This window comes from Candidatus Binataceae bacterium (genome assembly GCA_035500095.1).
In the GTDB taxonomy this organism is placed as follows: Bacteria; Desulfobacterota; Binatia; order Binatales; family Binataceae; genus JAKAVN01.
This window is the reverse complement of record DATJXN010000089.1, coordinates 53,047-78,336: the sequence shown is the minus strand read 5'-3', so window position 1 is coordinate 78,336 and position 25,290 is coordinate 53,047. Positions and strand designations below refer to the sequence as shown.

Genomic DNA, 25,290 nt, shown 5'->3' with positions numbered 1-25,290 from the left:
AACGACCATGCGCTACCTGGCCACGCTGCAGGACATCGAACACGAATTCGACTTTGAGGAGATCGACGCCAATTCCTGCGCGGTGCGGCTGGGCGATCAACGCTTCGAACTCGATCTGCGGCGCGTCGGCGCGGGCTCGTTTTCAGTCTTGATCGGGAGCCGTTCGTTCGACTTCGACGTTACGCCCGAGGGCGAAGAGCTGATCGTAAGCTCGCGCGCCGGCGCATGGCGCATCAACCTGATCGACGAGAAGCGGCGCGCCACGCGTGCCAGAACCGGCCGCGCTTTGAGCGGGCGCGTCGAGCTCAAGGCTATGATGCCCGGGCGAGTGGTCAGCGTGCTGGTGAACCCGGGCGACGAGGTCGAGGCCGAGCACGGCGTGCTGACCGTCGAAGCGATGAAAATGGAGAACGAAATCAGAACGCCCAAGGCCGGCAAGGTGATCGAAGTGCGGGTCGCGGCGGGGCAGACGGTCGAGAAGGGCGAGGTCCTGGCGATCATCGAATAGCCGGGACCGGAGGCCACAGTCATGTCCGACGGCGGTATCGGAGACGAGCGCAAGCGCTGGGAGCAACGCAAGGTCGAGCCGGCGCTCAAGCGCGGCGGCGAGCGCCGCGAGCATTTCGCCACCAGTTCCGGCATCGACGTCGGACGCGAGTACGACCCGACCGACCTGAACGGCTTCGACTACCTGCGCGACCTCGGTTTCGCGGGCGAGTACCCATTCACCCGCGGCGTCCAGCCGACGATGTATCGCGGGCGGCTCTGGACGATGCGCCAGTACGCGGGCTTCGGCGATGCCGAGGAATCCAACCGCCGTTACCGCTACCTCTTCGAGCACGGGCAGACCGGGCTCTCGGTCGCCTTCGATCTGCCGACCCAGATGGGCCGCGACTCCGATCATCCATTAGCCCGCGGCGAGGTGGGACGCGTCGGCGTTTCGATCTGCGCGCTCGCCGACATGGAGACGCTGCTCGATCAGCTCCCGCTCGACAGGATCTCGACGTCGATGACCATCAATGCGACCGCGTCGATCCTGCTCGCGCTTTACCTGGTTGCGGCGGAGCGGCGCGGCGTGGGCTGGGACAAACTCAACGGGACGATCCAGAACGACGTGCTCAAGGAGTACGTCGCCCGCGGGACCTACATCTATCCGCCGCGCGGATCGATGCGGATTATCACCGACATTTTCGCGTTCGCGACCAGGGAAGTTCCCAACTGGAACACGATCTCGATCTCCGGCTACCACATCCGCGAAGCCGGGTCGACCGCGGCGCAGGAACTGGCGTTTACGCTCGCCGACGGAATCGCATACGTGGAAGCGGCGCTCAAGGCCGGGCTCAAAATCGACGCCTTCGCGAGCCGCCTTTCCTTCTTCTTTAATGTGCACAACAACTTCTTCGAGGAGATCGCCAAGTTCCGCGTGGCGCGCCGGCTGTGGGCGCGCATCATGAAAGAGCGCTTCGGCGCGACCGACGAACGCTCGATGATGCTGCGGTTTCATGCGCAGACCGCGGGCTCAACGCTCACCGCGCAGCAGGTCGACAACAACGTCGTGCGGGTGACGCTGCAGGCGCTGGCCGCAGTGCTGGGCGGTGCGCAATCGCTCCATACCAATTCCCGCGACGAGGCTCTGGCGCTGCCCACCGAGCAATCAGCGCTGCTCGCGCTCCGCACGCAGCAGATTATCGCCAACGAGTCCGACGTGGCGGATACCGTCGATCCGCTCGGCGGCTCGTACTACGTCGAGAGCCTCACGCGCGAGCTCGAAAAGAAGGCGGTCGAGTACCTGGGCAAGATCGACGACCTCGGCGGCGCCGTGGCCGCAATCGAGCGCGGCTATATGCAGCGCGAGATCCAGTCGGCCGCCTACCTGTATCAGCGCGAAATCGAATCCAAGCAGCGCATAATAGTCGGGTTGAACCAGTTCACCTCGGGCGAGCAGCCTCCGATCGACCTCCTGCGCGTGAATCCCGAGATCGAGCACAAGCAGTGCGAGCGGCTCTCGCGCCTGCGCGCCGAGCGCAACGCTGCGGCCACGCGCGACGCACTCGGTCGGGTCGAGGCGGCTGCGCGCGACGGCGGCAACCTGATGCCGGCGATAGTCGATGCGGTGCGCAACTGGGCGACGCTCGGCGAAATCTCGGACGCGATGCGCCGCGTGTTCGGCGAGTACCAGCCGGTGAATGTCGTTTAGGCCGCTATCCTTCCCCCCTTGTGTATCGCGCGAAAGCTTGCTGCTACGCTTATTGAGTGAGCCAGAACGGGGCGGCTTAAAGGGAGCGCGTAGATGGGGCCTTTTCCCAAGGGAGTTTTCCTGACCAAAGGGGTCGGCAAGCATCGCGAGAAGCTCAACTCGTTCGAGATGGCCCTGCGCGCGGCCAACATCGCCGAGTACAACCTGGTCCGCGTCCAATCGATCTTTCCGCCCTACTGCAAACTGATCACGCCGCAGGAGGGACTCAAGTATCTCAAGCCCGGCCAGATCGTTTTTGCCGTGATGAGCGACAACGCAACCGACGAGCCCCATCGCCTCATCGCCGCCTCGGTGGGCGTGGCAATTCCGGCCAATCCCGGCCAGTACGGCTATCTCTCGGAGCATCACAGCTTCGGCGAGACCGACCAGAAGGCCGGCGACTACGCCGAAGATCTGGCGGCGATGATGCTGGCGACGATCCTGGGTGTCGAATTCGATCCCAACTCGAGCTACGACGAGCGCAAGGACGTCTGGCGCGTCTCGGACAAAATCGTGACCACGCGCAACGCCACGCAATCGGCGATCGGCGACCGCGACGGCTTGTGGACCTCGGTGGTGGCGGCGGCAGTGTTCGTCGATTTTCCCGAGAGCAAGTGAGTCGATGGTGAACTGAGGCAGGAGACTTTCGAATGGCGACAGTGATTCTCTATTGTTCGGCTTGAGGCTACAAGCCACGCGCGGTCAGTCTGGCCGCATCGCTCCATAAGCGCTTCGGCGAAGAGGCCGAAGTCAGGCCCGGCAAAACCGGCCAGTTCGACGTCGTGATGGATGGCCAGGTGATTTTTTCCAAGGCGGAGGCCGGCCGTTTTCCGACCGATGGCGAGGTCGAAGAGATTTTCGCCCGCTTGAAACCGGGCGCCGAAGCATCGGCCGGGAGCGCATCGGCGGGCGCCGCCGCCGATGAACCTGGCGATGGCGGACGGTCCGGGATCCTGCGGCGCATGGCCGACAGATTCCGCAACTGACGGCCTCGGGAGGTGCCTTGGGTCAGCAGCCCCTTCCGTCGTACCTCAGCGCGCAGGCTGCTTCGGCACGAGCAGCGTGACGGTTGCCTTTGCAATCAGCCGCGATTGATCGTCGAGCACGCGGACGTCGGCGACGATCGTGCTCCGGCCGCGATGAACCAGTTCGGCCTCCGCAGTGAGAGCGCCGCGATCCGTGTTGCGGATGAGGTTGCTCGAAACCTGGATCGAGAGCGGGAAAAGCTCGGGACGAAATTCGCCGCCCGGATTTACCTCCCACATCGCCGCCGCCGTCGCCGTCGTATCGGCGAGCGCCATGATCGCTCCGGCATGGAACAGCCCGGTGAGTTGCCGCAGATCAGGCTTGAACTCGAGTCGTCCGCGCGCGCACCCCTCTCCCGCATGGAGCATCTCGATGTCCTGCATCATCGTGCCGGCGTACAGACGGTTCAGATGCTGCGCGAACTCCTGGGGTGTCACGGGCTTCTCCTTTTGTGCGGCTAAAATTGGCGCGGCCGAACAAGATGCGGCCGCGCCGCGCGTGTCGATATAACACCGGCGAGGCGGCGTGCGTGAAAGCGTTGAAAGGTTGAAACCGGCGACGCGGCGCCCCTCAGGCTGAGGTATGGCCGAAAGTTGCACGCTGCAGATCGTCGGCGTCCAGCCGGATCGAGACGATGAACGGGCCGAACTCGGCATAGCGCGCGCTCGATTCATCGAAGCGCATCTCGTAGACCAGTTTCTTGAACACCAGTGGATCGTCCGCGAAGAGATCGACTCCCCATTCCCAGTCGTCGAAGCCGACCGACCCGGAGATTATCTGCGTGACTTGGCCTGCATAGCGTCTGCCGATCATTCCGTGCTCATGCATCAGGCGGCGGCGCTCGTCGATCGGCAACTGGTACCAGTTGTCGGCTCCGGCGCGCCGCTTGTTCATCGGATAAAAACAGAGATAGCGGCGTTCGGGAATTTTAGGCCATAGGCGCGAGGCCATCTTCGCGCGCTGTGCGGCCATCTCTTCGTCGACCGCCCGCTTCCATTCCGGCGAATGCGGACGCAGGCCTTCGCCGGCGAGCCGCGCGTTCAAGGCGACTGTGGCCTCGTAGAGCCCGATCTCAACCATCGAGACATAGGATCCGGATTGTTCGAGAAACGCGCTGAGCTCCAGCGCCGCAAGCGTCGCCTGCGCGCGCTCCAGGTCGTCGAACGTCCGGCGGAAATGGATCGCGAGCAGATCGCCCTTATGTCCCAGGACCGAAAAGACTGCGCTTTCGCCATCTTCGCGCCGCTCCATCGCGGAGATCGCGGCGGCCGCCTGGCGCAGAATTCGTTCGCGCCGTCCGGCGTCGAGCGCGCCGAGCGCGCCGCGCCGCAGGCGGAACACCTGATGCAGCACGCTCCAGCCCTCGAGCGTGTTGGGCGCCTCGTGTTCGAGCGTCAATGATCCATGTGAACGGTCGTCAGCCATGAGAGCGATTCTAGAATGTCGCGGCCCGGATGTCTTGCGGGGCGCAAACACCGGATCGGCCGGTACAGGACTATCTTTCTCCCGGCGGCGGCCTGCGATTTTGCGCGCGCCAGGCGGCGCAGGAGTTAACGAACCCCTCCGCTGCTTTCGGGTTCGACGCCCAGTGGATGTGCACGTAGGAAGCGAGCACGTTGCCCGTCCGGTAGCCTTCGACGAACGCCTCGCCCCATCGCGGACGCACCGCGTACACGCATTCCATCCGCTCTGGAATCGGTGTGAGCGTCGAGTAGCGGAACTGATGGCCTCGCATCTGCAGCCCGCCGGGTCCGAGGACCGATTCCACGCGCGTCTCGACCTCGACATAGCCGAGCGCTTGCAGGCGCTCGGACATCACCGCCTCGCCCGCTACCAGCCCGACCATCGGCCACGAGCGCCCGTCCAGCGTCCGAATGCTCTCGCTCAGATACATCAGGCCGCCGCACTCGGCGTAGATCGGCCCGCCCTTCCGTGCGAAGCTGCGCACCGCGTCGATCATCGCTTCATTGCCCGAAAGGTCGGCGGCGAGCGCCTCGGGATAGCCGCCGCCGAAGTAAAGCCCGTCAACTTCCGGCAGCCGGGCCTCGCGCGTTGGCGCGAAATGCACCAGATCCGCACCTGCCGCTTCAAGGCGGCGCAAATTGTCTTCGTAGTAGAAATGGAACGCGTCGTCCCACGCCACGGCGATACGGCATCGCGGCCCCGGCGCGCCGCTTCGCGGCCATAGCTCGGCTATCTGGGGGACACTCAGCAGCGGCGCGCTTTTCGCGATCGCCACGATCGCGTCGAGGTCGAGCCATCGCTCCGCCAATTCAGCCCACGCGTCGAACGATTGCTGCGCAACAGTTTTCTCGTCAGCGCTGAGCAGTCCAAGATGACGCTCCGGAAAGGCGAAGCGCCCTTCGCTCGAAAATCCGCCGAGCACCGGAACTTCGGCCGATGCCGCGCGCAGCAAATCGAGATGGCCGCGGCCGCCGACACGATTGCAGATGAGGCCGGCGAGTTTCAGATGCGGGTCGAAGCGAGCGAAGCCGTGCGCTACCGCCGCCACCGTGCGGGCCATCCCAGAAGCGTCAACCACGAGCAGCACGGGTGCCGCCAGCCACTTCGCGATCTCCGCCGACGAGCCTTCATCGCTGGTCGGTGTCGCGCCGTCGAACAGCCCCATCATCCCTTCGATCACCGCGACGTCGGCGCCCGCGGCGGCGCGCGCAAAGGTCGCGAGCACCGAGGCGCGATCCATCATCCAGCCGTCGAGATTGTGCGAGGGGGCGCCAGCGGCGCGTCGATGGTACGTCGGGTCGAGATAGTCCGAGCCGCATTTGAACGCGCCCACGCGCATTCCGCGCGCCCGCAATGCGCCGATCAGCGCGATCGTCGCAGTGGTCTTGCCCGCGCCGCTGCCGGTCGCGGCAATCAGCAGGCGCGGTATGGATTGGGAGTTCATGGAGCGGGCCGCTTATAGCAGAATGCACGCGCGCGCGTGCGCGCGGCGTCAAGCAGTGTGGGCGCCGCGCCGTAGCCGTGAAGGGTGGGCTCGGTGCGATGCTCCGCGAGGTCAGGCACCGCGATCACGACGTGATCAACTCCACCGATCATGGGATTCGGAGGATGCGCCGCAAAAGCGCTATTGGGTGGCGCCTCTGAAATAGATCGTGCCGTCCGGCTTGTCGGCGCTCTGCGACCGCTGGAGCGTGATTTCGTCCGCTACTACGTGTGCGGACGCCGGCGGCAGGGTCGCGTCGGCGATCGCCGCCCCATTCTGATCGGGATGAAAGGTCGCGGCCTTGATCGCTTCGCCGTGCACACCGATCCACCAAAGCTCATAACTTTCGCCCGCAGGGGGCGCGGGAAGCCCGCTGACCAGCAGCACGGCCTCGCTCTTCAGCGGAGTCTCGGCGATCGCGGCGCTGGCGTTAGGCACCGCGCCTAGCGGCGCAAGATGAATGATCCGCGAGTCGGGCATAAGCGCCGCCTGCACGCTCTTGCCGCTCGTCTCCAATTGCTGGCGCAGCGAGGCGATCTGGCTGTGCGCCGCGACTACGTCGTGCTCGAGGCTGGTGATGCGGTCGTCGAGCGCGGCGCGCTCTGCGGAGTCGGTGATGGAGTCGTAGCGCAGCGCCGCCGCGTATTTAGTCGCCAGCAGCGCCAGCACCGCCGCGGCTGCGAGGGTCAGGAAGGCCAGTCCGCGCCATACCGGAGATACCCCGCGCGCCGGCGATGCGGCGGGCACTATGTTTTCGGGCGTGTCCACTTTGGCACTCTCCCAGTATATGTTTAGATCATGGCAATTCCACAATCAGCCGAAGGTTCGCCGTCCGCGCAGCGCTGGAAGGCGGAGCGCTACGCCGAGCACGCTCATTTCGTTCCGGCGCTCGGGCAGCCCGTGCTCGATCTGCTCAAGCCGCTTGCCGGCGAGCGCATTCTGGACCTCGGATGCGGCGACGGCGTGCTGACCGAGAAAATTGCCGCCGCGGGTGCGGTCGTGGTGGGCGTCGATGCCTCAGCGGAGATGGTCGCGGCGGCGCAAAGGCGGGGACTCGACGCGCGCGTTGCCGACGGCGCGCGGCTTACCTTCGCGCGCGAGTTTGATGCGGCCTTTTCCAATGCGGCGCTGCATTGGATGAGGGACGATCCCGACGCAGTGATCGCGGGCGTCGCGCGCGCGCTCAAGCCGGACGGCCGCTTCGCGGGCGAGATGGGCGGTCACGGATGCGTGGCCGCGATTACGGTTGCGTTGATCGCGGTGCTCCAGCGCCGCGGCGTGGACCGCATGGCCACGAGCCCCTGGTATTTTCCGACCGTCAACGACTATCGCGCGCGGCTCGAGCGCGGCGGTTTCACCGTCGAATATATTGAATTGATTCCGCGGCCGACGCCGTTGCCGACCGACATGGCGGGATGGCTCGACACGTTCGCGGCGCCGTTCCTGGGCTGGCTGCCCGCGCCCGAGCGTGCGCCCGCACGCGACGAGGTTATCGCGATGCTCAGGCCGGTGCTGTGCGACGAAAATGGACGCTGGACGGCCGACTACATGCGGCTGCGTTTCCTCGCGCGGCTCCCGCGCTAGCAGCGCGGCACGCGCCTAGTACGGGCGCGCCGTCTTGCCGATGATTTCGCGCGCCACGAGGCTCTTCATGATCTGCGCGGTGCCGTCGCCGATTTCGAGCCCGATAACGTCGCGCAAACGCTGCTGATGCGGTAGGTCGAGGCTGAAGCCGAGATGGCCGTGCAGGAGCAGGCATTGATGGATGACCTGGACCGCGAGTTCCGGCGCCCACCATTTGCATCCCGCCGCAAGCCATCCGTGCGGTTGGCCGAGGTCGCGCATCCATAGCGCCTCGTAACAGAGCAGGCGCGCGGCGCGCAACTTGACCGCGGCCTCGGCCAACGGAAACGACACACCCTCGAAGCGCGCGAGCGCGGTGCCGAAGGCCTGGCGCTCGGCTACGTACCTGACGGTTTCGTCAACGCTTTGCTGGGCGGCCCCGATGCACATCAGGCCGATGAGCGAGCGGCTGAAGTCGAAACCCTGCATCACCTGGACGAAGCCCGCGCCCTCGGCGCCGATAAGCGCGGCCGCCGGCACCCGCACCTCGTCGAAGAAAAGCTGGCCGCGGCCGATCGCGCGCGTCCCAAGATCGCGAAAGCGCGCGCGGCTGACTCCGGGGGCACGCAGATCGACGTAAAACGCGCTCACGCCGTGCGCGCCCTGTTCGAGCGTCCCAGTGCGCGCCATCACTAGGGCGGTGTCCGCCCATGAACCTAGCGAGATCGAAGTTTTTTCGCCGTTCAGCACGTAGCTGTCGCCGTCGCGCCGCGCCTGCAGGCGGATATGCGCGGCATCCGAGCCGCCGCTCGGCTCGCTCACGGCGAGCGCGGTTACCACGTCGCCGCGGCAAATCGGCGGAAGGTACTCGGCGCGCTGGCGATCGTCGCCGCGCGCGGCGACGATCGCGCCGACCAGCCCCGAGAGCAGCAGCACGTAGGCCGCGTTGAAATCCGCGCGGCCGACCTCCTCGTGCGCGATACCCAGCGAGACGTAATCCAGTTCCTGGCCGCCGTGGCGTTGCTCGGCCATCGGCGCGAGCAGTCCCAGTTCGCCGAGCTTGCGCACGAGCGCTCGCGGCAGGTCTTCATCCTTGTCACGGCTGGCGTAGGCTGGGGTAAGCTCGCGCGCGGCAAAGTCCGCGAGCGTGCGGCGAAGCATCTCCTGGTCCGGGTTGAACGCGAACTCCATCGTAAGCCTGTCCTCAATGTTGCTGATTCGATTCGGCCACGAGCAGGCGGCTATTGTCCGAGCGGCGCGGGCGGTTCTGCTCCGTCAGCGCCGTTACTCTTGAGATAAGCGGGCAGATCCTGCAGACCTCCGCCGGGCGGCGCCAGTTCGACCTGCTTGGGCGTCGAGCCGTCGTCGTCCTGCTCGGAGTAGTGCTCATCGATCGCCTGCTGCACGTCGCCGTGCGATACGCTCGGCCGGATGCCCTCGCCGCGTTCGAACTGCGCGCGTTGGTCGGGCGTCATCTGCAGCCAGAGCTGGCTCGCCTGAGCCGAGTTGCCGCGCTTGAGCGCGTCGAAATACTCCTGTTGCGCCGGCGTGCGGTTCCAGCATCCGGCGAGAAAAATCGCGCAAGCGGCGAGTGCGATTGCGATCATCTCGTTATATGCGAGCCGCGGCTTGCGTTGCATCGCGCCTCAGCTTCGCCTCGGCGCCACGACCTCGGTCAGCACCTCGCCCGCGGGCGCCGGCCGCGCGAGTTGCAGGAGCATCGGGTCGAGTTCGACGCCAAGGGCGTCAGTCACCCGATCCATGAAATCCTGCTCGGAGATCGTGCGAATCCAGGCCATGATCGCCTCCCACCAGCCGCAAAAGGGCGCGTCTAAAAACTATACCCCGGCCCGCCCGCAAGTCCATTAACGGTCTGGCAAGAGCCTCCCGGAAGGGATTGCCACGGCCTCTGTGCTAGTGGATATTTGGCGTATGATGCGCGGCCTTGCGGCGATAGCTGGAGCAATAGCGATGGCGGTGGGGATGCTGGTGCTGGGGCGCGCACCAGCGCTGGCACACAGTCTAACCGCCGCGCCGGCAGAGTTACTTCACTCCACCGGGTCGGGCGTCATTCTCAGCTCTGTGGATGCGTCGGCGGCACAGGACAATTCCAGCGACGACACGCCGCCTTCGGACCGGGACATAGCGCAGCGCCGGCATGAATACGCGGGCGCCTTCGCGATCTCCGCGGCGATTTTGTTTCTCGCCATCGTCGTCGCGCTTGTTCTTCGGCATCGCGGCGCCGCCGCCGCTGGAATCGCCGCGCTGGCGGCGCTCGGAATAGGCGCCCTGCTGCAATTCACCGCCTCCAGGGGGCTGCCGATGTTCTTGTGGCCGCCGCCCCATCTATGGCTCGGCACTTTCGCCGCCGACTTCATGCTGGCCGTGATGGTCGCGGCGGTGGCCGGAACGATGCTGCGGCCGGGGACGCGCCGTGTCATGGGATCGATCGTGATCGCCGAAATAGCGTGGTGGGGAATTCCGGCGTGCGCGGGCGCGGTCGGTCTTACGCTGAGCATCGCGCGGCAACGGATGGAAGTGAATTGGTTGGTCTTTATCGGGACCGCCGTCGGAGCGGCGGCGGCGCCGGCCGCCGCATGGGCCACCGCCTCGCTGGCCTCTGCGATCGCGGAGCGGATGACTCTCAGCCGCACCTGAACCGCACGACGCATAGATGCGCGGCCGCATCGCAGGCATGCCGGCGCGCCGACCCGATAAGCGTCAGAACCTTACCACCGTGCGAATCGACTCGCCGCGATGCATCAGGTCGAAGGCCTCGTTGATCCGGTCGGGCGTCATCGTGTGCGTGATGAGGTCGTCGATGTTGATTTTGCCTTCCATATACCAGTCGACAATTTTTGGCACGTCGCGCCGCCCTCTGGCGCCGCCGAACGCGGTGCCTTTCCAGGAGCGTCCGGTAACGAGCTGAAAGGGACGGGTCGAAATTTCCTCGCCCGCGCCGGCCACACCGATTATGACGCAGGTGCCCCATCCGCGATGGCAGCACTCCAGCGCCTGGCGCATCAGCTTGACGTTGCCGACGCACTCGAAGGCGAAGTCGGCGCCCCCGCCGGTCAGATCGACCAGGTACGGCACGAGTTCGCCGCGCACCTCGGCCGGGTTGACGAAGTGCGTGAGGCCGAACTTCTCGGCGATCGCGCGCCGCGCCGGATTGAGGTCCACTCCCACGATCATGCGCGCTCCCGAGATCCGCGCGCCCTGCACCACGTTGAGCCCGATTCCGCCGAGACCGAAAACCACCACCGTGTCGCCGACCTGAACCTTGGCGGTGTTGATCACGGCGCCGACGCCGGTCGTAACGCCGCATCCGATATAACAGATGCGATCGAAGGGAGCGTCCTCGCGCACTTTGGCGAGCGCGATCTCGGGCACGACCGTGAAATTCGCAAACGTGGATGTCCCCATGTAGTGATGAAGCGTCCGGCCGCCGAGCGAGAAGCGGCTCTTGCCGTCAGGCATCACGCCGCGCCCCTGGGTTTCGCGGATCGCGGTGCAGAGATTGGTCTTGCCCGAAAGGCACGACGGGCATTGCCGGCACTCCGGGATGTAGAGCGGAATGACATGGTCGCCGGGGTGCAGCGTGGTCACGCCCGCGCCGGCTTCGACGACCACGCCCGCGCCCTCGTGGCCGAGAATCGCAGGAAACAACCCCTCGGGATCTTTGCCCGATAGCGTATAGGCGTCGGTATGGCATACGCCGGTCGCCTTGATTTCGACCAGCACTTCGCCCTGCTTCGGCCCCTCGAGATCGACAGTTTCGATCTCGAGCGGAGCGCCGGCTTTATGTGCGACAGCTGCCTTAACCTTCATTCTTTCACCATTTTCCCGGAGACGCGGCTGGAGGGCCTCGGCGAAGTTTGCGATCTTCGGAAGAACTCCTGCAAGCGGAGCTTGCGATCTCAAAACGCCAACGCGCCCCGCGCGCTTGCCGTCCTACTCGCCCAGCAGGACCATTCCGTCGCGAATCGCCCGGCTCCCGTCGGCATTCAGAACATCGAACGAGACCGCTTCGCCACCGCTTGCGGGCGTGCGCGAGTTGATACGCACCGTCGCCATCGACGGCATCAGCACCATCGCGGCAAACCGCCCATGGATACGCCGCACGCGCTCGGGGTTGTAACCGGCTTCGGCGGCGACGATCTTCGACACCGCCATCGCCATCGTGGCCGTGCCGTGCAGAATGATCGCGGGCAGGCCCGCGGCGGCGGCGACGGAGCTGTCGGTATGCACCGGGTTCCAGATGCGAGCGCACTCGGTGTAAACGTGCGCGGCGCCCGGGGAAATCGCGAGCGGAATTTCCGCGCGGGCCGTGTCGCCCGCGCCGGGAGCCTTAAGCGGCGCCGGCGCGTCGGCGGCAGGACGGTCGGGGCCGTCAACCTCGACGCCGCGATAGATCGTGCCGTACCAGGTCGTGCAGACCGGCCGGCCCTGCGTGTCCACCGTTTCGAAGCGCATCAACTCGTACGCCCCGGGCTTAAGCCGCTGCACGGCCGCGAGCGTAAGCGTCGTAGTCAGCCGCTCGGGCGGGCGGATCGCGCGATGGAGCGTGACGTCGTAGGTTGCATGAACGCCGCGCGCCGCCTCGCTGTGGGCGAGCTTCGAGCTGCGCATCTTGTCGTGGAGCGCGATCGCGGCCGGCCACTCGATGCAGACCGGGAAGACCGGATGGGTGACGATGCCGTCGGCGTGTCGCGTGTCGAGGTAGCAGGGGAGGTAATCTTCGAGCGCCGCCGCATAAGCCATCGTCCAGCGCGCGTCGACTTCGGTCGTCGCGGGACCGACTCTGGTTCCAACCAGCGATGATTCAAGTGGCATGGGATATTTCTACAGAGCTTGGACGCCGGATGTCCATCGCGGCGCGCGCCCGCACGTCAGCCGCGCAGCGCGACGAAGCCGTCGCGAATCGCCCGTCCGCCGTCGGCGCTCAGCACCTCGAAGAAGACCGTTTTGCCGTCGGCGCTCGGCTCCCGCGCGAAAATCTGCACTTCGATCGCCGACGGCATCAGCACCATCGCGCCGAACCGGGCATGGATCCGCGCGACGCGCGCCGGATCGCCATCTGCTTCGGCTGCGATCGCGCGCGACACCGCCATCGCAAGTGAGGCGGTGCCGTGCAGAATCGTTCCCGGCAGTCCGGCCTTCTTCGCAGTTGCCATGTCGGTATGGATGTTGACCGGGTTGCCGAGCCGCCCGCAGGCCCCGTAAATGTGCGCGGCGAGCGGCGAGATCGGTATCGCGAAGCTCGCGTGCGCGGCGGCTGCGTTGCCCGACGGCGCAAGCGCCGCCGGCGCATCCGGCGGCGGCCGATCGGGCCCCGCGACATCGACCCCGCGGTAGAGATTGCCGTACCAGGTGGTGCAGACCGGCGCTCCTTTTTCGTCGACCGTGTCGAACCGGGTGAGTTGATAGGCGCCGGCCTTGCGCCGTTCGATGCCGGCGAGCGTCGCGCGCGTGAAGAGCCGCTCGGGCGGACGAATCGGGCGATGGACGATCACTTCGTCGGTCGCATGCACGCGGCGGAGCATCTCGGCGCGCGGAAATCCGGATTCGCTCAGCACCTGGATTATCTGGATCATCGCGCGCCACTCGATTGCGACCGAAAACATCGGGTGGGCGACGATGCCGTCTTCGCGCGTCGTGTCGAGATAGCAGGACAGGGCGTCGCCGAGGCCTGCGGCGTAGGCCATCGTCCACGCGACGTCAACGTCGGCCGCGACCACTTCGGAGGCGGTTCCGACCAGCGATGAATCGAGCGGCATGAGGCGATCTTTACGCCTGCGCCGCGCCCGATGTCCACCGCCGGCGAACCGGTTTGCGCCTACTCCTCGGCGTCGTCGTCCGCCGCCGCGCCATTGGCGCCGTTGGCCGTTCCGCCGGTTTCGTCCTCTTCGGGTTCCGCCAATCCCGCGACCGCGCGCACGCGCTCGCCCGGTTCGAGTTTCACCAGCCGCACGCCTTGCGCGTTGCGCCCGGTGATTCGCACGGTGCTCACGTCGAGCCGGATCACCTTGCCGCCGTCGGTTATCAGCACCACCTGGTCGTCGCTGCCGACCTGGCGCACGCTGATCACCTTGCCGGTCTTGTCCGTGACGTTCATCGTGATGACGCCCTTGCCGCCGCGATGGGTCAGGCGGTACTCGGCGGCGGCGGTGCGCTTGCCGAAGCCCAGCCCGGAAACCGTGAGCAGGGTTTCGTCCTCACGCGAAGTCGCGATCGAGACGATCTCGTCGGAGACCAGGACTACATTCTTGCCGTCCTTGACGCTGTAGGATTCGAGCTCCATCCCAGTGACGCCGAAGGTTGCGCGGCCCATCGCGCGCACCTCTTCCTCCTTGAAGCGAATCGCCTGGCCCTCGCGGGTGGAGAGCACGATCTGCTGGTTGCCGTCAGTAATGCGGACGCCGACCAGTTCGTCTCCCTCCTCGAGATTGATCGCGATGAGGCCGTTGGAGCGGACGTTGGAGTATTCGTCGAGCGCGGTCTTTTTCACCATCCCGCGGCGGGTGGCGAAGAAGAGGTATTTGCCTGCCGTTTCCTTGGGTGCGGGGATGAACGCTTCCATCTGTTCATCGGCGGCGAGGCTCAGCAGGTTGGCGATCGAGCGCCCCTTGGCCGCGCGTCCGCCTTCGGGAACCTCGTAGGCCTTGAGCTCGTAAACCTTGCCCTTGCTGGTGAAGAACATCAGCCGGTCGTGAGTGCCGACCGGCACCAGGTGCTCGACGAAGTCGGTTTCGCTGGTGGAGGCGCCGATCTTGCCGCGGCCGCCGCGGCGCTGGGTGCGATAGAGCGAGAGCGGCGTGCGCTTGATATAGCCGCCGTGCGTGACGGTCACGAGCACGTCTTCGTCGACGATCAGGTCCTCGACCGAGAAGTCGCCTTCGGCCTCGACGATCTGGGTGCGGCGCGCATCTCCGAATTCTTTTCTGATGTCCTGGATCTCGCTGGCGATGAGCGCGCTCATCTCGCGTTCGTCGCCGAGCAGCCTGGCGAGCCGCGCGATCGTGTCCGTGGTCTCCTTGTGCTCGGCAAGGATCTTGTCGCGCTCGAGTGAGGTCAGGCGGCGCAGGGTGAGGTCGAGGATCGCCTGCGCCTGAATCTGGGTGAGCGAGAACTGAGTCATCAGGCCGTTGCGCGCGGTCTCGGCGTCCTTGGACGCGCGGATCAGCTTGATGACGGCGTCGAGGTTCTTGAGCGCGATCAGCAGGCCGTCGAGGATATGCAGCCGCGCTTCGGCCTGGCGCTTTTCGTACTGCGCGCGGCGCGTCAGCACCTGGCGCCGATAAAGCAGAAAGGCCTGAAGCATCTCGAGCAGGCTGAGCTCGCGCGGACGGCCCTCGTGAATCGAGAGCATGATAATGCCGTAGCTCTGCTGCATCTGGGTCAGCTTGTAGAGCTGATTGAGCACGATTTTCGGCTCGGCGTCGCGCTTGAGCTCGATCACGATGCGCATTCCGTCGCGGTCGGACTCGTCGCGCAGGTCGCTGATGCCGTCGATGCGCTTTTCGTTGACCAGCTCGGCGATGCGTTCGATGAGCCGGGTCTTGTTCACCTGGTAGGGAATCTCGCGCACGATGATCGAGCCCCGCCCGCTGCGCTTGTCGGTTTCGATCACCGCGAGCGCGCGGATCGTGAGCGATCCGCGCTTGGCCAGGTAAGCCTGGCGAATCGCCTGGCGTCCGAGCAGCAGCCCGCCGGTCGGAAAATCGGGGCCCGGGATGATGTCGAGCACCTGCTCGAGCGTTAGCGCCGGATTTTCGAGCAATTTGAGCAGCGCGTCGCAGACCTCGGTCAGGTTGTGCGGCGGGATGTTGGTCGCCATCCCGACCGCGATTCCGTCGGCGCCGTTGATCAGCAGGTTCGGCAGCTGGGCCGGCAGCACCTCGGGCTCCTGCTGCGAGCCGTCGAAGTTGTCGACGAAATCGACCGTTTCCTTGTCGATATCGGCGAGCATCCGCTCGGCCAGCCGCGTCAGCCGGCATTCGGTATAGCGGTAGGCGGCGGGCGGGTCGCCGTCGATCGAGCCGAAGTTGCCTTGGCCGTCGATCAGCGGGTAGCGCATGCTGAACGACTGCGCCATCCGCACCAGCGCGTCGTACACCGCCATATCGCCGTGCGGATGGTAGCGCTTGAGCACCTCGCCCACGACGCCGGCGCACTTGGAGTAGCGCCGGGTGCTGAGCAGCCCCTCGCGGAACATCGCGTAGAGAATCCTGCGATGGACGGGTTTTAGGCCGTCGCGCAGATCGGGCAGCGCGCGCCCGATATTCACCGACATCGCGTAGTCCAGGTAGGACTGCCGCATGTCGTCTTCGATATTCAGCCGGGCAGGTTCGTTGCGAAGCGGTTCGTTTCCGTTGGGCGTCTCAGCCATTTAATCGAAGGCCTCTCGGAAGGACATTGCGTATGCGGCGCGCGATCGGCGCTGCGCCGGAATCTTCGGAGCAGACGTCAGATGTCGAGATTGCGAACGTTGAGCGCGTTTTCCTCGATGAACTGGCGGCGCGGCTCGACCTGATCGCCCATCAGCTTCTGGAACATCTCCTCGGCTTCCTCTTGCGAGCCGATTTGGACGCGCAGCATCGTGCGCGTCTCGGGATTCATCGTGGTCTCCCACAACTGCTCCGGGTTCATCTCGCCCAATCCCTTATAGCGCTGGACCTCGACCCCCTTGCGTCCCGCCTCGAGCACCGCGTCGGCGGCCGCCTTGAGCGACTCGACCGTGCGCTCCTCGTCGCCGCTCTTGAGCTTGTAAGGCTCCTTGAGCGCTTCGAGGTCGGCGTCGAGCCGGCGGATTTCGCGCAGCTCGCCCGAGCGCAGGAGCGCAAGATCGGCCACGGTCGGCGGGGTCGCACCGTTTTGCACGTGGCTGAAGACCGCGCGGAAAGCGCCGTCGCTATCCGGATCGACTTTAAAAGTGAGGTTGCTCTTGAGTTCCTTGACTATCGCCTCGGCCATTTCCCTGAGCGCCTTCTCCGTGCGAAAGCTCTCGTCGCTCGCCCGCTTGTCGGCGAGCAGGCGCGCCAGCACCTCGACGATCGGCCGCTCCTTGGAGCGCCGCGCGAGTCCGTCGTACATCCGCTCGCGCTGGAGCGCCCGGCGCACCATGGTCTTGAGCGGCGCGCCATGCAGCTCGCGCATCTCCTTGCCCTTGCCCGCCTGCAGCGTCAGCGCCTCGGCGCCGAGGTCGGTCAGATAGTCCTCGAGCGCGATTTCGTCCTTGAGGTAACGCTCCTGCTTGCCTTTCTTGGCGCGGAAGAGCGGCGGCTGCGCGATATAGAGATGGCCGCCCTCGATGATCTCGACGAACTGGCGGAAAAACAGAGTCAGCAGCAGCGTGCGGATATGCGAGCCGTCGACGTCGGCGTCGGTCATGATTACGACGGTGTGGTAGCGCAGCCTGCCCACGTCCTTTTCATCCGCCACGCCCATCCCGAGCGCCATGATCAGCGTGCGCAACTCCTGCGAGGAGAGCATCTTTTCGATCCGCACGCGCTCGACATTAAGAATCTTGCCGCGCAGGGGAAGAATCGCCTGGATGCGGCGGTCGCGGCCCTGCTTGGCCGAGCCGCCGGCCGAGTCGCCCTCGACGATGAACAGTTCGCTGCGCGCGGGGTCGCGCTCCTGGCAATCGGCGAGTTTGCCGGGCAGCGAGCCCGAATCGAGCGCGCCCTTGCGCCGTACCAGGTCCTTGGCCTTGCGCGCCGCCTCGCGCGCGGTGGCGGCCTCGATCGCGCGGTTCACGATTCGCTTCGCGTCGGAGGGATTCTTCTCGAGGTGCTCGCCAAGCTTTTCGTTGGCCACTCCCGAGACCAGGCCCTCCACTTCGGAATTGCCGAGCTTGGTCTTGGTCTGACCCTCGAACTGCGGCTCGGGCAGCTTAACGCTGATGACCGAAACCAGGCCTTCGCGAACGTCCTCGCCTTCGAGGCGCATCTCCTTGTTTTTGAACAGGTTGTTCTTCTGCGCGTAGGTGTTGATCGTGCGCGTGAGCGCAGAGCGCAATCCGGACAGATGCGTTCCGCCTTCGATGGTGTGGATGTTGTTGGCGTAAGCGAAATTGCTTTCGTGAAATGCATCCGTCCATTGCAGCGCGATATCTATGTCGACCCCGTCGCGCTGATCGTGAACGCGGATAACCTTGTGCAGCGTCTCGCTTCCGCTCGTCAGCGATTCGACGAATTCCGCGATTCCGCCCTCGTAGTGGAACTCCTCGGCCTTGCCGGTGCGCTCGTCGCGGATACTGATCTTGAGTCCGGCGTTGAGATACGCCATGTCGCGCAGGTAGCGCGCGATAATCTCGTATTTGAATTTGACCTCGGGAAAAATTTTCGGGTCGGGCGAAAAGATGGTCTTGGTGCCGCTCGGCTTGCCGCCCTTGGGCGCCGCGCGCTCTTCGACCTTGCTCCGCGGGATGCCGCGCTCGTAGCGCTGAGAGTAGATCTTGCCGTCGCGCCGGACTTCGACTTCGAACTCCTCGCTGAGCGCGTTGACCACCGAGGCGCCAACGCCGTGCAGCCCGCCTGAAACCTTGTACACCCCGCGATCGAACTTGCCGCCCGCGTGCAGCACCGTATGCACGACCTCGAGCGCCGAGCGCTTCTCGGTCGGATGCATGTCGACGGGAATGCCGCGGCCGTTGTCCTCGACCGAGATCTGATTGTCGCTCAGGATGACAACGTTGATCTCGTTGCAATAGCCGGCGAGCGCCTCATCGACCGAATTGTCGACGATCTCGTTGACCAGGTGATGGAGTCCGCGCTCGGCCGTGTCGCCGATGTACATGCCAGGGCGCTTGCGCACGGCCTCCAGACCTTCGAGGACTCTGATCGACTGCGCGCTGTAAGTGTCTTGCGATTGTTTGTTTGCCATAGAAAAAGGCTCAGACCACCCCGCGATCACCACCATCCCAGAGGCCGTATACGCTCGCCAGAGAGCGATCCGCGAACCCAAACATCGGAATTTTCATCAAGTATCGATGAAGTGTTGTAACAAGGAGAGTTTAGTCCGCTGAGGGGTCGAAGTAAAGAAAAAGAGCGCGTGAACCCGCGGATTGCCGGCACCAAAACAAACAATGGTTTGAAAATCGTGTCAAAAAACTAAAAACTTAGGTAATATGCGCAAAATCGCGAAACCGAGCGGTGTGGAATGACGGCTATGTTACGAATTTGTGACAGAGCCTCAATAAAATTCTGTTTGCGCGACAGCCAGGGCATGCTGATGCTCTGCAAAACAACGATGATCCGCGCCAAAAATGCCTAAGATGAAGCCGCGAGCCTCACGTAGCCAGAAGGAGGGATTGCACGAACCTCGGGCAGACCGTCCATTTCGTCGACTTCACGCAAATCAGCCAGAAAACGACGGGAATTCAGATAACCGACCTCGCGTTTGAGGATCCGCCCGTGCTTGTCGATGAAGACCGTGGTGGGCACGCCCTTTATCTCGTATCGCAGCGCGAGTTTGGTGTTGCGGTTGTTGCTGTCCGTAATGTCGGCCTGAAGGCGCACGAAGTGCGAAGCCGCCTTGATGACCGCCGGATCCCGGAACGTCGTCCGCACCATCTCGCGGCACGGCACGCACCAATCGGCGCTGAAATCGATTACCACCGGCTTGTTTGCCGCGAGCGCCTGTTGGAGGACCGAGGCGTCATACGGATCGAACGCCAGTTGCATGGCAGGCTTGGCGGGCGCGAGTGTCAGCATCCAGATCAGCGCGCCAGCGCAGAACGTGCCGAGTACGCTGCGGAAGACGAGGAAGGGCCGCCATTGGCGCCCCGCCGGCGTCACGAAACCGAGGTAGATTCCGGCCGCGACCACGTAGTATGGCATCAGCCGCATCGGCCACCCGCGCATCACCGGGTCGAGAAAGTAGAGCGCGAGGCCGACCAGCACGAAGCCGAAGAACTGCTCGACCCATGCGAGCCACTCGCCCGAGCGCGGCAGACTCCTGATATGCCCGGCGGCAAGTGCCAGCGCGATATAGGGCAGCCCGAGCCCGATCGCCAGCGTGAAGAAGAGCGTGAAGCCGAAGAGCGGACTCGCGCTCCGTTCGACCATCAGCAAAAGCCCAAGCACGATGGGCCCGATGCACGGCGCCGCAACCACGCCCATCCCGAGGCCCATCACCAATGAACCGAGGTAGCCGGGCCGCGCCGCCCCTGCACGCTTCATCAGCCACTGCGGTGGTTTGAGCGAGAACATTCCGAAACTCGACGCCGCGAGCACCAGCAGCATCGCCGCGATCGCGATCAGCACGAGCGGATTTTGCAGGGCCGCGCCGAACAGCCCTCCGGACAGCGCCACGGCGACTCCGGCCAGCGAAAACGTAAGCGCTATCCCCAGCACGTAGATGCACGCGAGCACCGCGATTTTGCGCGGGCCGCCGCCCTGGTTGCCGAAGTAGGCGATCGTCACGCCGATCAGCGGATAAACGCACGGCGTCAGATTCAGCGCGAGTCCGCCGAGCAGCACCGCGAGCAGTCCGATCAATATCCCGTGCGCGAGAAAAATGTTCGCCAGCTCCGAGCCCGGCGCGTTGCTCCCGCCGACGCCGGACGAAGCGCCGGAGGAATCGCCGCCGCCATCGCCGAAGGCGACGGCGATCAGGCCGGCGCGCTGAATTGCGGCGTGCGGCGGAGCCGCCGCAGCCGCCGGTTGCATCGAGCCCAGCGGCGCGCTCGCGCTGACCTTGGCCGGCGGCATGCAGATGGCGTCATTGCACGGCTGATATTCCAGCGTTACCGCGACCTCGGCGTTTGAATCCGGTCTGAAGGCCGTCGATGCGCTGAGCGGCGCGGTGAATTTCATCGTCCCGCTGAAGACTGAAAGCTTCTCGCCGCCGGAGAACGCGGGCGCGATCTCCTCGGCCGGCGGATAAGTGACCGCGCCGGCCTTCACCGCGGCGGGCGGAGTAACGGAAAGAGTGGTGCGGATGAAATCAGCCGACGTTGGATGGTCGGAGTTGATGTGCCATCCGGAAAGAACCTCAGCCTCGACTTCGAGCCGGCTGCTACCGCCGGGTTTGAGCGGATTTTCGAGTTTGAGGCTCTCGATTTTGACGACTTCCGAGGGCTTGGGCAGGTTCTGCGAGTCCTCTGCCTTTGTCGGGCGCGGCGACGAAAGCGCGGCCGTCGCGGCAATTGCAAGAACAGCGGCGGCCAATGCACCGCGCGACCAAACGTTCGAGCCCGCGGGGCTGGATGGGCTGGTCTTTTTGCTGAAAAAGCGCTGCAGGCGCCAGTATCGGCTCATCACGTTGCAATAATTCCGAAATCTGCGGCGCGGTTCCGTCGCCCGGATTTCATCCGTTGCGCCTCGGCTCAACCTCCGGGCACCGCTTCGCCGTCGGCAGGCGAGAGCCTTTCACTGCCGATAATCTCGAGGCCGTAGCCCGGCAGATTGGCGAGACGCGGCGCCTGGTCGGAGAGCAGAATCATCTTGCGTACGCCGACGTCGCGCAGGATCTGTGCGCCGATTCCGTAGTCGCGGAAGTCGGCCTCGGGCGGGCTTAAATGGGTGCTCGCGCGGGGGAGGTGCCAGTTGCGGCGCGCGCCGACGCCGGCGCGGCCGTTGTCGATATCGCTCGCGATCGCGTCGGATTCGCGTTTGAGGTAGAGAATGACGCCTTCGCCCAACGACGCGATTCGCTCCATCGCGGATTGCAGCAGGCTGCGCGTGTTGCGCGGCGAATAGCCGAAGACGTCGCCGGGCAGGTACTCGCGATGCGCCCGCACGCGCACCGGGCGGTCGGGATCGATCGTTCCCATCACCAGCACCAGATGCTCGGTGGAATCGATCCGGTTGCGATAGACGCAGGCGCGGAACTCGCCGTAATGGGTGGGCAGGCGCGCCTCGGCGATCCGCTGGACCATCGTTTCGTTGCGCAGGCGGTATTCGATAATGTCCGCGACGGTTACGATTTTGAGTCCGTGGATGCGCGCGAATTCGACCAGGTCGTCGCGTCGCGCCATCGTGCCGTCTTCCTTGAGGATTTCGCAGATGACGCCGGCGGGCTTCAGCCCCGCCAGCCGCGCCAGGTCGACGCCGCCCTCGGTCTGGCCGGAGCGCACCAGTACGCCGCCCTCGCGCGCGCGCAAGGGATAGACGTAGCCGGGGCTGACGAACTCGGCACCGGTTGCATCCTCGCGCACGGCTTGCAGGATGGTGGTCGCGCGATCGCGGGCCGAGATGCCGGAGCCGCTGGCGCGCCGCGCGGTGATCGGCACGGTGAAGGCGGTGCCGAGGGGAGCCTGGTTGTCGCCGACCATCATGCTGAGGCCAAGCTGGTCGATTCGTTCGGGCGCCATCGGCAGGCAGATGAGGCCGCGGCCGTGCTTGGCCATGAAATTGATCGCTTCGGTGGTGGCCAACTCGGCGGCCATGCAGAGGTCGCCCTCGTTTTCGCGCTGCTCATCATCCATCAGGATGATCATGCGGCCGCGGCGAATTTCTTCGAGCGCCTCCTCGATCGAGATGAACGGAGCCGTGCTCTTTTTGCGGGGGACCAGCTCGCCGAACATGCCCCTAATCTTACACCACGTCTCGGCACGGCGTGAATCCCGCCGCAACAGGTTATTTTCGAGCGCCTTGCCCCACGCTCGCCAGCCGCCCCGGACTTTGCCAAACTGACTCCGTCCCTCAAGTGAGCGCTTCTATCGATACCTCTGCCGAGACCTCTTCCGGAAGCAACCCCGCCGCCGCGGCGGCGCTCCAATCCGAATCCGCCCCCGCGCGGTCCGGCGCTTTCCGCGCGCTGCGCCATCGCAATTTCCAGCTCTATTTCGGCGGTCAGTTCATCTCGCTCATCGGCACCTGGATGCAGTCGGTGGCGCAGGGATGGCTCGTGCTGAAGCTCACCAACTCGGCCCTGATGCTCGGCGTGGTCAGCTTCGCCGGTTATCTGCCGGTCCTGCTGGTAGCGCTGTTCGCCGGGGTGATCGTCGACCATGCCGACCGCCGCCGGTTGATCGTCACCACCCAGGTTCTGCTGATGCTGAGCGCGTTGGTCCTCGCTGCGCTGACGTGGGCCGGCGTGGTGCGGGTCGAGCACGTCGTCGTGCTGGCGGCGCTGAACGGACTGGTGACCGCCTTCGACATGCCGGCGCGGCAGACCTTCGTGGTCGAGATGGTCGGGCGCGAGGATTTGCCCAACGCGATCGCGATCAACTCGATGGTTTTCAACGGGGCGCGCGTGATCGGACCTGCCATCGCGGGAGTTCTGATCGGCGCGATCGGGATCGCAGGATGTTTTCTCCTCAACGGGCTGAGCTACATCGCGGTCATCGTGTGCCTGCTCCAGATGGAGCTGGCGGCGCGCGAGCTGCCACGGATCGGTTCGTCGATTTTCCAGCGCCTGCGCGAAGGCTTCCATTACGTCCGGCATCACCGCGCGAGCTTCTACCTGCTGCTGCTGATCGGGATCAGCGCGGGCCTCGGGATGCAGTATTCGGTGCTGATCCCGGTCTTCGCGCGGGACATCCTGCACGGCAGCGCCCGCGCTTACGGGTTCTTGCTCGCCGCACAGGGCGTGGGCGCGCTGCTCGGCGGCGTCGTGCTGGCCTCATCCAGGACTCCGCGCGGGCTGCGCCAGAATCTCATCTTCGGCCTGTTGGGGTCGGCGGCCGGAATGTTCGTGTTCGGCTTTTCCTCCACGATGTGGCTCTCGCTGCTCTCGCAGATGGCGATCGGCGCCGGATTGCTCAACTACATGGCGACGAGCAACACGATGCTCCAGCTGTTCGTCTCGGACGAGCTCCGCGGGCGCGTGATGAGCATGTACACGCTGTCATTCATCGGACTTGCGCCGCTTGGCAGCCTCGAGGTCGGGTATATCGGCGAGCGCGCAAGCCCGCAGATCGCGGTCGCGGGTGCGGCGGCGGTCACTCTGCTTTGCGGGATCGTCCTGCTCGCCAGAGTCTCGGTGATCGCCGACGCTCAAGCCGCCCGCGATCGAGCTGCCTGAATCCGGCCGAGGGGGCCGAAGAGAGTCCCAGCCAGGTGAAGAATCAAAAGGTGAAAAACGCGAAGAAGGGGACCGCGCCGGCGCGCGCGGAGCTGTTGCGCGCGATGCCGCCCGTGGACGAATGCCTGCGTGCCCTGGAAGGCGTCGCCGGATTCGAGGGGCTCGGGCGCGAGTACGTCAAGCTGATGGTGCGGCGGGCGCAGGCCGAACTGCGGCAGGCGGCGGTGTCGCCGTCGTTGGCGGACGCGTCCGCTCTTCCTCTGCGCCAGTCGATGCTCGAGGAGATAGTCCGCCGCACGCGCGCCGCGATCGAGGCCGACGAACCGGTCCTGCGCGCCGTGGTCAACGCGACCGGCGTCGTGCTGCATACCAATCTCGGCCGCGCGCTGCTGGCCGAGGCGGCGATCGACGCGATGGCGGCGGCGGCGCGGTCCGCGGTCAACCTGGAATACGAGCTCGAGAGCGGGAGCCGCGGCGAGCGCGACGCGCTGGTCGAAGACGAGCTATGCGCGTTGACCGGCGCCGAGGCCGCGACCGTGGTCAACAACAACGCCGCCGCGGTTCTGCTTGCGCTCAACTCGCTGGCCGCCGGACGCGAGGTCGTTGTCTCGCGGGGCGAGCTGATCGAAATCGGCGGCTCGTTCAGGCTGCCCGACCTGATGGAACGCAGCGGCGCGCGGCTTCGCGAAGTCGGCACCACCAATCGCACCCATCCCGCCGACTACGAAAACGCGATCGGACCCGACACCGCGGTGCTGTTGAAGGTTCATCCTTCCAACTATCGGGTTATCGGGTTCACCGCCGAGGTCGGGCTCGCCGAACTGGTGGAAATCGGCCGGCGCCGCGGAATCGACGTGGTCGAAGACCTCGGCTCGGGCGCGCTTTTCGATCTCGGCCGGCTTGGCTTGCCACGTGAACCGATGGTGGCCGAGCGAATCGCGGCCGGCGCCGCGCTGGTGACGTTTTCGGGCGACAAGCTGCTCGGCGGGCCGCAGGCCGGAGCGGCGGTGGGCCGGCGCGATCTAGTCAACAAGCTCCGCGCCAACGCGCTTCGGCGCGCGCTTCGCTGCGACAAGCTGACGCTGGCCGCCCTGGAGGCGACGCTCAGGCTATACCTGCACGCGGGCGATCTGGCCGCGGCGTTGCCGACGCTGCGCTATCTCAGCCGCTCGACGGGCGAGCTCGAGCAGGTCGCCGAGCGGGCGCGTGAAATCCTGGCCGAGCGCCTCGGTGGAGATTTCCGCCTCGAGGTCGTGGTATCAAGTTCGCAAATCGGGTCGGGCGCGCAACCGGCCGAAGAGATTCCCTCCCGCGCGGTCCGCGTGACTCATCCCGGGCTCTCGCCCGCGCGGATCGCCGCGATGTTTCGCGCGGCCCGTCCGCCCGTCATCGGCCGTATCGCGGACGACGCCTTCCTGCTCGACGTGCGGGCGGTGGACGATGCTGCGGCGTTCGCGGTATCGTTCCCGAATACACGGCCATAGGCCGGCGGGGCGGCCGCGACGCCCGAGCCGGCGGGTCATGCAACAGGTCTTGGCAC

General features: G+C 65.5%; 22 protein-coding genes and 1 pseudogene. 8 read left to right on the top strand and 15 right to left on the bottom strand.

Annotated elements, in window-relative coordinates; all coding sequences use genetic code 11:
* The first annotated feature begins 7 nt into the window (after nucleotides 1–7).
* From VMI09_09040 to VMI09_09025, 4 genes and pseudogenes are all read left to right on the top strand, one after another.
* Entirely contained in the window at nucleotides 8–508 is a 501-nt protein-coding gene (locus VMI09_09040) for a biotin/lipoyl-containing protein (GenBank protein HTQ24829.1), read from the top strand.
* 21 nt (nucleotides 509–529) lie between these two features.
* The gene (locus VMI09_09035; GenBank protein HTQ24828.1) at nucleotides 530–2,197 is read left to right on the top strand and encodes a methylmalonyl-CoA mutase family protein; all 1,668 of its coding nucleotides are present in this window, start codon (nucleotides 530–532) and stop codon (nucleotides 2,195–2,197) included.
* A gap of 93 nt (nucleotides 2,198–2,290) precedes the next feature.
* A complete protein-coding gene (locus VMI09_09030) occupies nucleotides 2,291–2,854 on the top strand; it encodes an arginine decarboxylase, pyruvoyl-dependent (GenBank protein HTQ24827.1) in 564 nt (187 codons plus the stop codon).
* 32 nt (nucleotides 2,855–2,886) lie between these two features.
* Nucleotides 2,887–3,084, top strand: a pseudogene (locus VMI09_09025) (Rdx family protein).
* Nucleotides 3,085–3,267: 183 nt separating this feature from the next.
* On the opposite strand, the gene VMI09_09020 reads toward VMI09_09025, so the two are convergent.
* The 5 genes from VMI09_09020 to VMI09_09000 form a co-directional block, all read right to left on the bottom strand.
* The gene (locus tag VMI09_09020) at nucleotides 3,268–3,699 is read right to left on the bottom strand and encodes a PaaI family thioesterase (protein ID HTQ24826.1); all 432 of its coding nucleotides are present in this window, start codon (nucleotides 3,697–3,699) and stop codon (nucleotides 3,268–3,270) included.
* A gap of 133 nt (nucleotides 3,700–3,832) precedes the next feature.
* Complete coding sequence (gene hemQ, locus VMI09_09015; protein HTQ24825.1) at nucleotides 3,833–4,687, bottom strand: hydrogen peroxide-dependent heme synthase; 855 nt, start codon at nucleotides 4,685–4,687, stop codon at nucleotides 3,833–3,835.
* A gap of 70 nt (nucleotides 4,688–4,757) precedes the next feature.
* Complete coding sequence (locus tag VMI09_09010; GenBank protein HTQ24824.1) at nucleotides 4,758–6,170, bottom strand: cobyrinate a,c-diamide synthase; 1,413 nt, start codon at nucleotides 6,168–6,170, stop codon at nucleotides 4,758–4,760.
* On the bottom strand, nucleotides 6,167–6,322 hold the full coding sequence (locus tag VMI09_09005; protein ID HTQ24823.1) for a hypothetical protein: 156 nt from the start codon (nucleotides 6,320–6,322) through the stop codon (nucleotides 6,167–6,169). The genes VMI09_09010 and VMI09_09005 overlap by 4 nt, the downstream gene beginning before the upstream one ends.
* A gap of 28 nt (nucleotides 6,323–6,350) precedes the next feature.
* Complete coding sequence (locus VMI09_09000) at nucleotides 6,351–6,977, bottom strand: anti-sigma factor (protein ID HTQ24822.1); 627 nt, start codon at nucleotides 6,975–6,977, stop codon at nucleotides 6,351–6,353.
* Between the two features lie 30 nt (nucleotides 6,978–7,007).
* Here VMI09_09000 and VMI09_08995 point away from each other — a divergent pair, with 30 nt between their 5' ends.
* Nucleotides 7,008–7,793: a class I SAM-dependent methyltransferase gene (locus VMI09_08995; GenBank protein ID HTQ24821.1), complete on the top strand. Its 786-nt coding sequence runs from the start codon at nucleotides 7,008–7,010 to the stop codon at nucleotides 7,791–7,793.
* Between the two features lie 15 nt (nucleotides 7,794–7,808).
* Here VMI09_08995 and VMI09_08990 read toward each other — a convergent pair whose 3' ends face one another.
* The 3 genes from VMI09_08990 to VMI09_08980 are packed head-to-tail and all read right to left on the bottom strand — an operon-like array spanning nucleotide 7,809 to nucleotide 9,571.
* Nucleotides 7,809–8,963, bottom strand: a complete 1,155-nt coding sequence (locus tag VMI09_08990; GenBank protein ID HTQ24820.1) for an acyl-CoA dehydrogenase family protein — start codon at nucleotides 8,961–8,963, stop codon at nucleotides 7,809–7,811.
* Nucleotides 8,964–9,013: 50 nt separating this feature from the next.
* The gene (locus tag VMI09_08985) at nucleotides 9,014–9,412 is read right to left on the bottom strand and encodes a hypothetical protein (protein ID HTQ24819.1); all 399 of its coding nucleotides are present in this window, start codon (nucleotides 9,410–9,412) and stop codon (nucleotides 9,014–9,016) included.
* Nucleotides 9,413–9,418: 6 nt separating this feature from the next.
* Nucleotides 9,419–9,571, bottom strand: a complete 153-nt coding sequence (locus VMI09_08980) for a hypothetical protein (protein ID HTQ24818.1) — start codon at nucleotides 9,569–9,571, stop codon at nucleotides 9,419–9,421.
* Nucleotides 9,572–9,704: 133 nt separating this feature from the next.
* Here VMI09_08980 and VMI09_08975 point away from each other — a divergent pair, with 133 nt between their 5' ends.
* Nucleotides 9,705–10,430, top strand: coding sequence for a hypothetical protein (locus VMI09_08975; GenBank protein HTQ24817.1), 726 nt, complete (start codon nucleotides 9,705–9,707; stop codon nucleotides 10,428–10,430).
* Nucleotides 10,431–10,493: 63 nt separating this feature from the next.
* On the opposite strand, the gene VMI09_08970 is transcribed toward VMI09_08975, so the two are convergent.
* The 7 genes from VMI09_08970 to ribB all read right to left on the bottom strand — a co-directional run bounded on the left by VMI09_08970 (nucleotide 10,494) and on the right by ribB (nucleotide 22,308).
* A complete protein-coding gene (locus tag VMI09_08970; protein ID HTQ24816.1) occupies nucleotides 10,494–11,603 on the bottom strand; it encodes an S-(hydroxymethyl)glutathione dehydrogenase/class III alcohol dehydrogenase in 1,110 nt (369 codons plus the stop codon).
* Nucleotides 11,604–11,726: 123 nt separating this feature from the next.
* Nucleotides 11,727–12,608: a MaoC family dehydratase N-terminal domain-containing protein gene (locus VMI09_08965; protein ID HTQ24815.1), complete on the bottom strand. Its 882-nt coding sequence runs from the start codon at nucleotides 12,606–12,608 to the stop codon at nucleotides 11,727–11,729.
* A gap of 56 nt (nucleotides 12,609–12,664) precedes the next feature.
* Nucleotides 12,665–13,552 (bottom strand): MaoC/PaaZ C-terminal domain-containing protein, encoded by an 888-nt coding sequence (locus VMI09_08960; protein ID HTQ24814.1) that lies wholly within the window; start codon nucleotides 13,550–13,552, stop codon nucleotides 12,665–12,667.
* 59 nt (nucleotides 13,553–13,611) lie between these two features.
* Nucleotides 13,612–16,164: a DNA gyrase subunit A gene (gene gyrA, locus VMI09_08955; protein ID HTQ24813.1), complete on the bottom strand. Its 2,553-nt coding sequence runs from the start codon at nucleotides 16,162–16,164 to the stop codon at nucleotides 13,612–13,614.
* 77 nt (nucleotides 16,165–16,241) lie between these two features.
* Complete coding sequence (gyrB, locus tag VMI09_08950) at nucleotides 16,242–18,662, bottom strand: DNA topoisomerase (ATP-hydrolyzing) subunit B (GenBank protein HTQ24812.1); 2,421 nt, start codon at nucleotides 18,660–18,662, stop codon at nucleotides 16,242–16,244.
* 386 nt (nucleotides 18,663–19,048) lie between these two features.
* The gene (locus VMI09_08945; GenBank protein HTQ24811.1) at nucleotides 19,049–21,040 is read right to left on the bottom strand and encodes a cytochrome c biogenesis protein CcdA; all 1,992 of its coding nucleotides are present in this window, start codon (nucleotides 21,038–21,040) and stop codon (nucleotides 19,049–19,051) included.
* Between the two features lie 68 nt (nucleotides 21,041–21,108).
* On the bottom strand, nucleotides 21,109–22,308 hold the full coding sequence (ribB, locus tag VMI09_08940) for a 3,4-dihydroxy-2-butanone-4-phosphate synthase (GenBank protein ID HTQ24810.1): 1,200 nt from the start codon (nucleotides 22,306–22,308) through the stop codon (nucleotides 21,109–21,111).
* Between the two features lie 122 nt (nucleotides 22,309–22,430).
* On the opposite strand from ribB, the gene VMI09_08935 reads away from it, so the two are divergent.
* Entirely contained in the window at nucleotides 22,431–23,750 is a 1,320-nt protein-coding gene (locus tag VMI09_08935; GenBank protein HTQ24809.1) for an MFS transporter, read from the top strand.
* A gap of 50 nt (nucleotides 23,751–23,800) precedes the next feature.
* Nucleotides 23,801–25,234 carry an L-seryl-tRNA(Sec) selenium transferase gene (gene selA / locus VMI09_08930; protein ID HTQ24808.1) on the top strand — a complete coding sequence of 478 codons (1,434 nt, stop codon included), beginning with the start codon at nucleotides 23,801–23,803 and terminating at the stop codon, nucleotides 25,232–25,234.
* Nucleotides 25,235–25,290: the final 56 nt, after the last annotated feature.

What these genes read in the sequence shown, in the direction of transcription:
- hemQ (HTQ24825.1), bottom strand. Translation starts at nt 4,687, where the DNA reads ATGGCTGACGACCGTTCACATGGATCATTGACGCTCGAACACGAGGCG.
- VMI09_09010 (HTQ24824.1), bottom strand. Translation starts at nt 6,170, where the DNA reads ATGAACTCCCAATCCATACCGCGCCTGCTGATTGCCGCGACCGGCAGC.
- VMI09_08990 (HTQ24820.1), bottom strand. Translation starts at nt 8,963, where the DNA reads ATGGAGTTCGCGTTCAACCCGGACCAGGAGATGCTTCGCCGCACGCTC.
- gyrB (HTQ24812.1), bottom strand. Translation starts at nt 18,662, where the DNA reads ATGGCAAACAAACAATCGCAAGACACTTACAGCGCGCAGTCGATCAGA.
- VMI09_09035 (HTQ24828.1), top strand. Translation starts at nt 530, where the DNA reads ATGTCCGACGGCGGTATCGGAGACGAGCGCAAGCGCTGGGAGCAACGC.
- VMI09_08995 (HTQ24821.1), top strand. Translation starts at nt 7,008, where the DNA reads ATGGCAATTCCACAATCAGCCGAAGGTTCGCCGTCCGCGCAGCGCTGG.
- VMI09_08960 (HTQ24814.1), bottom strand. Translation starts at nt 13,552, where the DNA reads ATGCCGCTCGATTCATCGCTGGTCGGAACCGCCTCCGAAGTGGTCGCG.
- VMI09_08980 (HTQ24818.1), bottom strand. Translation starts at nt 9,571, where the DNA reads ATGGCCTGGATTCGCACGATCTCCGAGCAGGATTTCATGGATCGGGTG.
- VMI09_09040 (HTQ24829.1), top strand. Translation starts at nt 8, where the DNA reads ATGCGCTACCTGGCCACGCTGCAGGACATCGAACACGAATTCGACTTT.
- ribB (HTQ24810.1), bottom strand. Translation starts at nt 22,308, where the DNA reads ATGTTCGGCGAGCTGGTCCCCCGCAAAAAGAGCACGGCTCCGTTCATC.
- VMI09_08970 (HTQ24816.1), bottom strand. Translation starts at nt 11,603, where the DNA reads ATGAAGGTTAAGGCAGCTGTCGCACATAAAGCCGGCGCTCCGCTCGAG.
- VMI09_09005 (HTQ24823.1), bottom strand. Translation starts at nt 6,322, where the DNA reads ATGATCGGTGGAGTTGATCACGTCGTGATCGCGGTGCCTGACCTCGCG.
- VMI09_08975 (HTQ24817.1), top strand. Translation starts at nt 9,705, where the DNA reads ATGATGCGCGGCCTTGCGGCGATAGCTGGAGCAATAGCGATGGCGGTG.
- gyrA (HTQ24813.1), bottom strand. Translation starts at nt 16,164, where the DNA reads ATGGCTGAGACGCCCAACGGAAACGAACCGCTTCGCAACGAACCTGCC.
- VMI09_08985 (HTQ24819.1), bottom strand. Translation starts at nt 9,412, where the DNA reads ATGCAACGCAAGCCGCGGCTCGCATATAACGAGATGATCGCAATCGCA.
- VMI09_08945 (HTQ24811.1), bottom strand. Translation starts at nt 21,040, where the DNA reads ATGAGCCGATACTGGCGCCTGCAGCGCTTTTTCAGCAAAAAGACCAGC.
- VMI09_08965 (HTQ24815.1), bottom strand. Translation starts at nt 12,608, where the DNA reads ATGCCACTTGAATCATCGCTGGTTGGAACCAGAGTCGGTCCCGCGACG.
- VMI09_09030 (HTQ24827.1), top strand. Translation starts at nt 2,291, where the DNA reads ATGGGGCCTTTTCCCAAGGGAGTTTTCCTGACCAAAGGGGTCGGCAAG.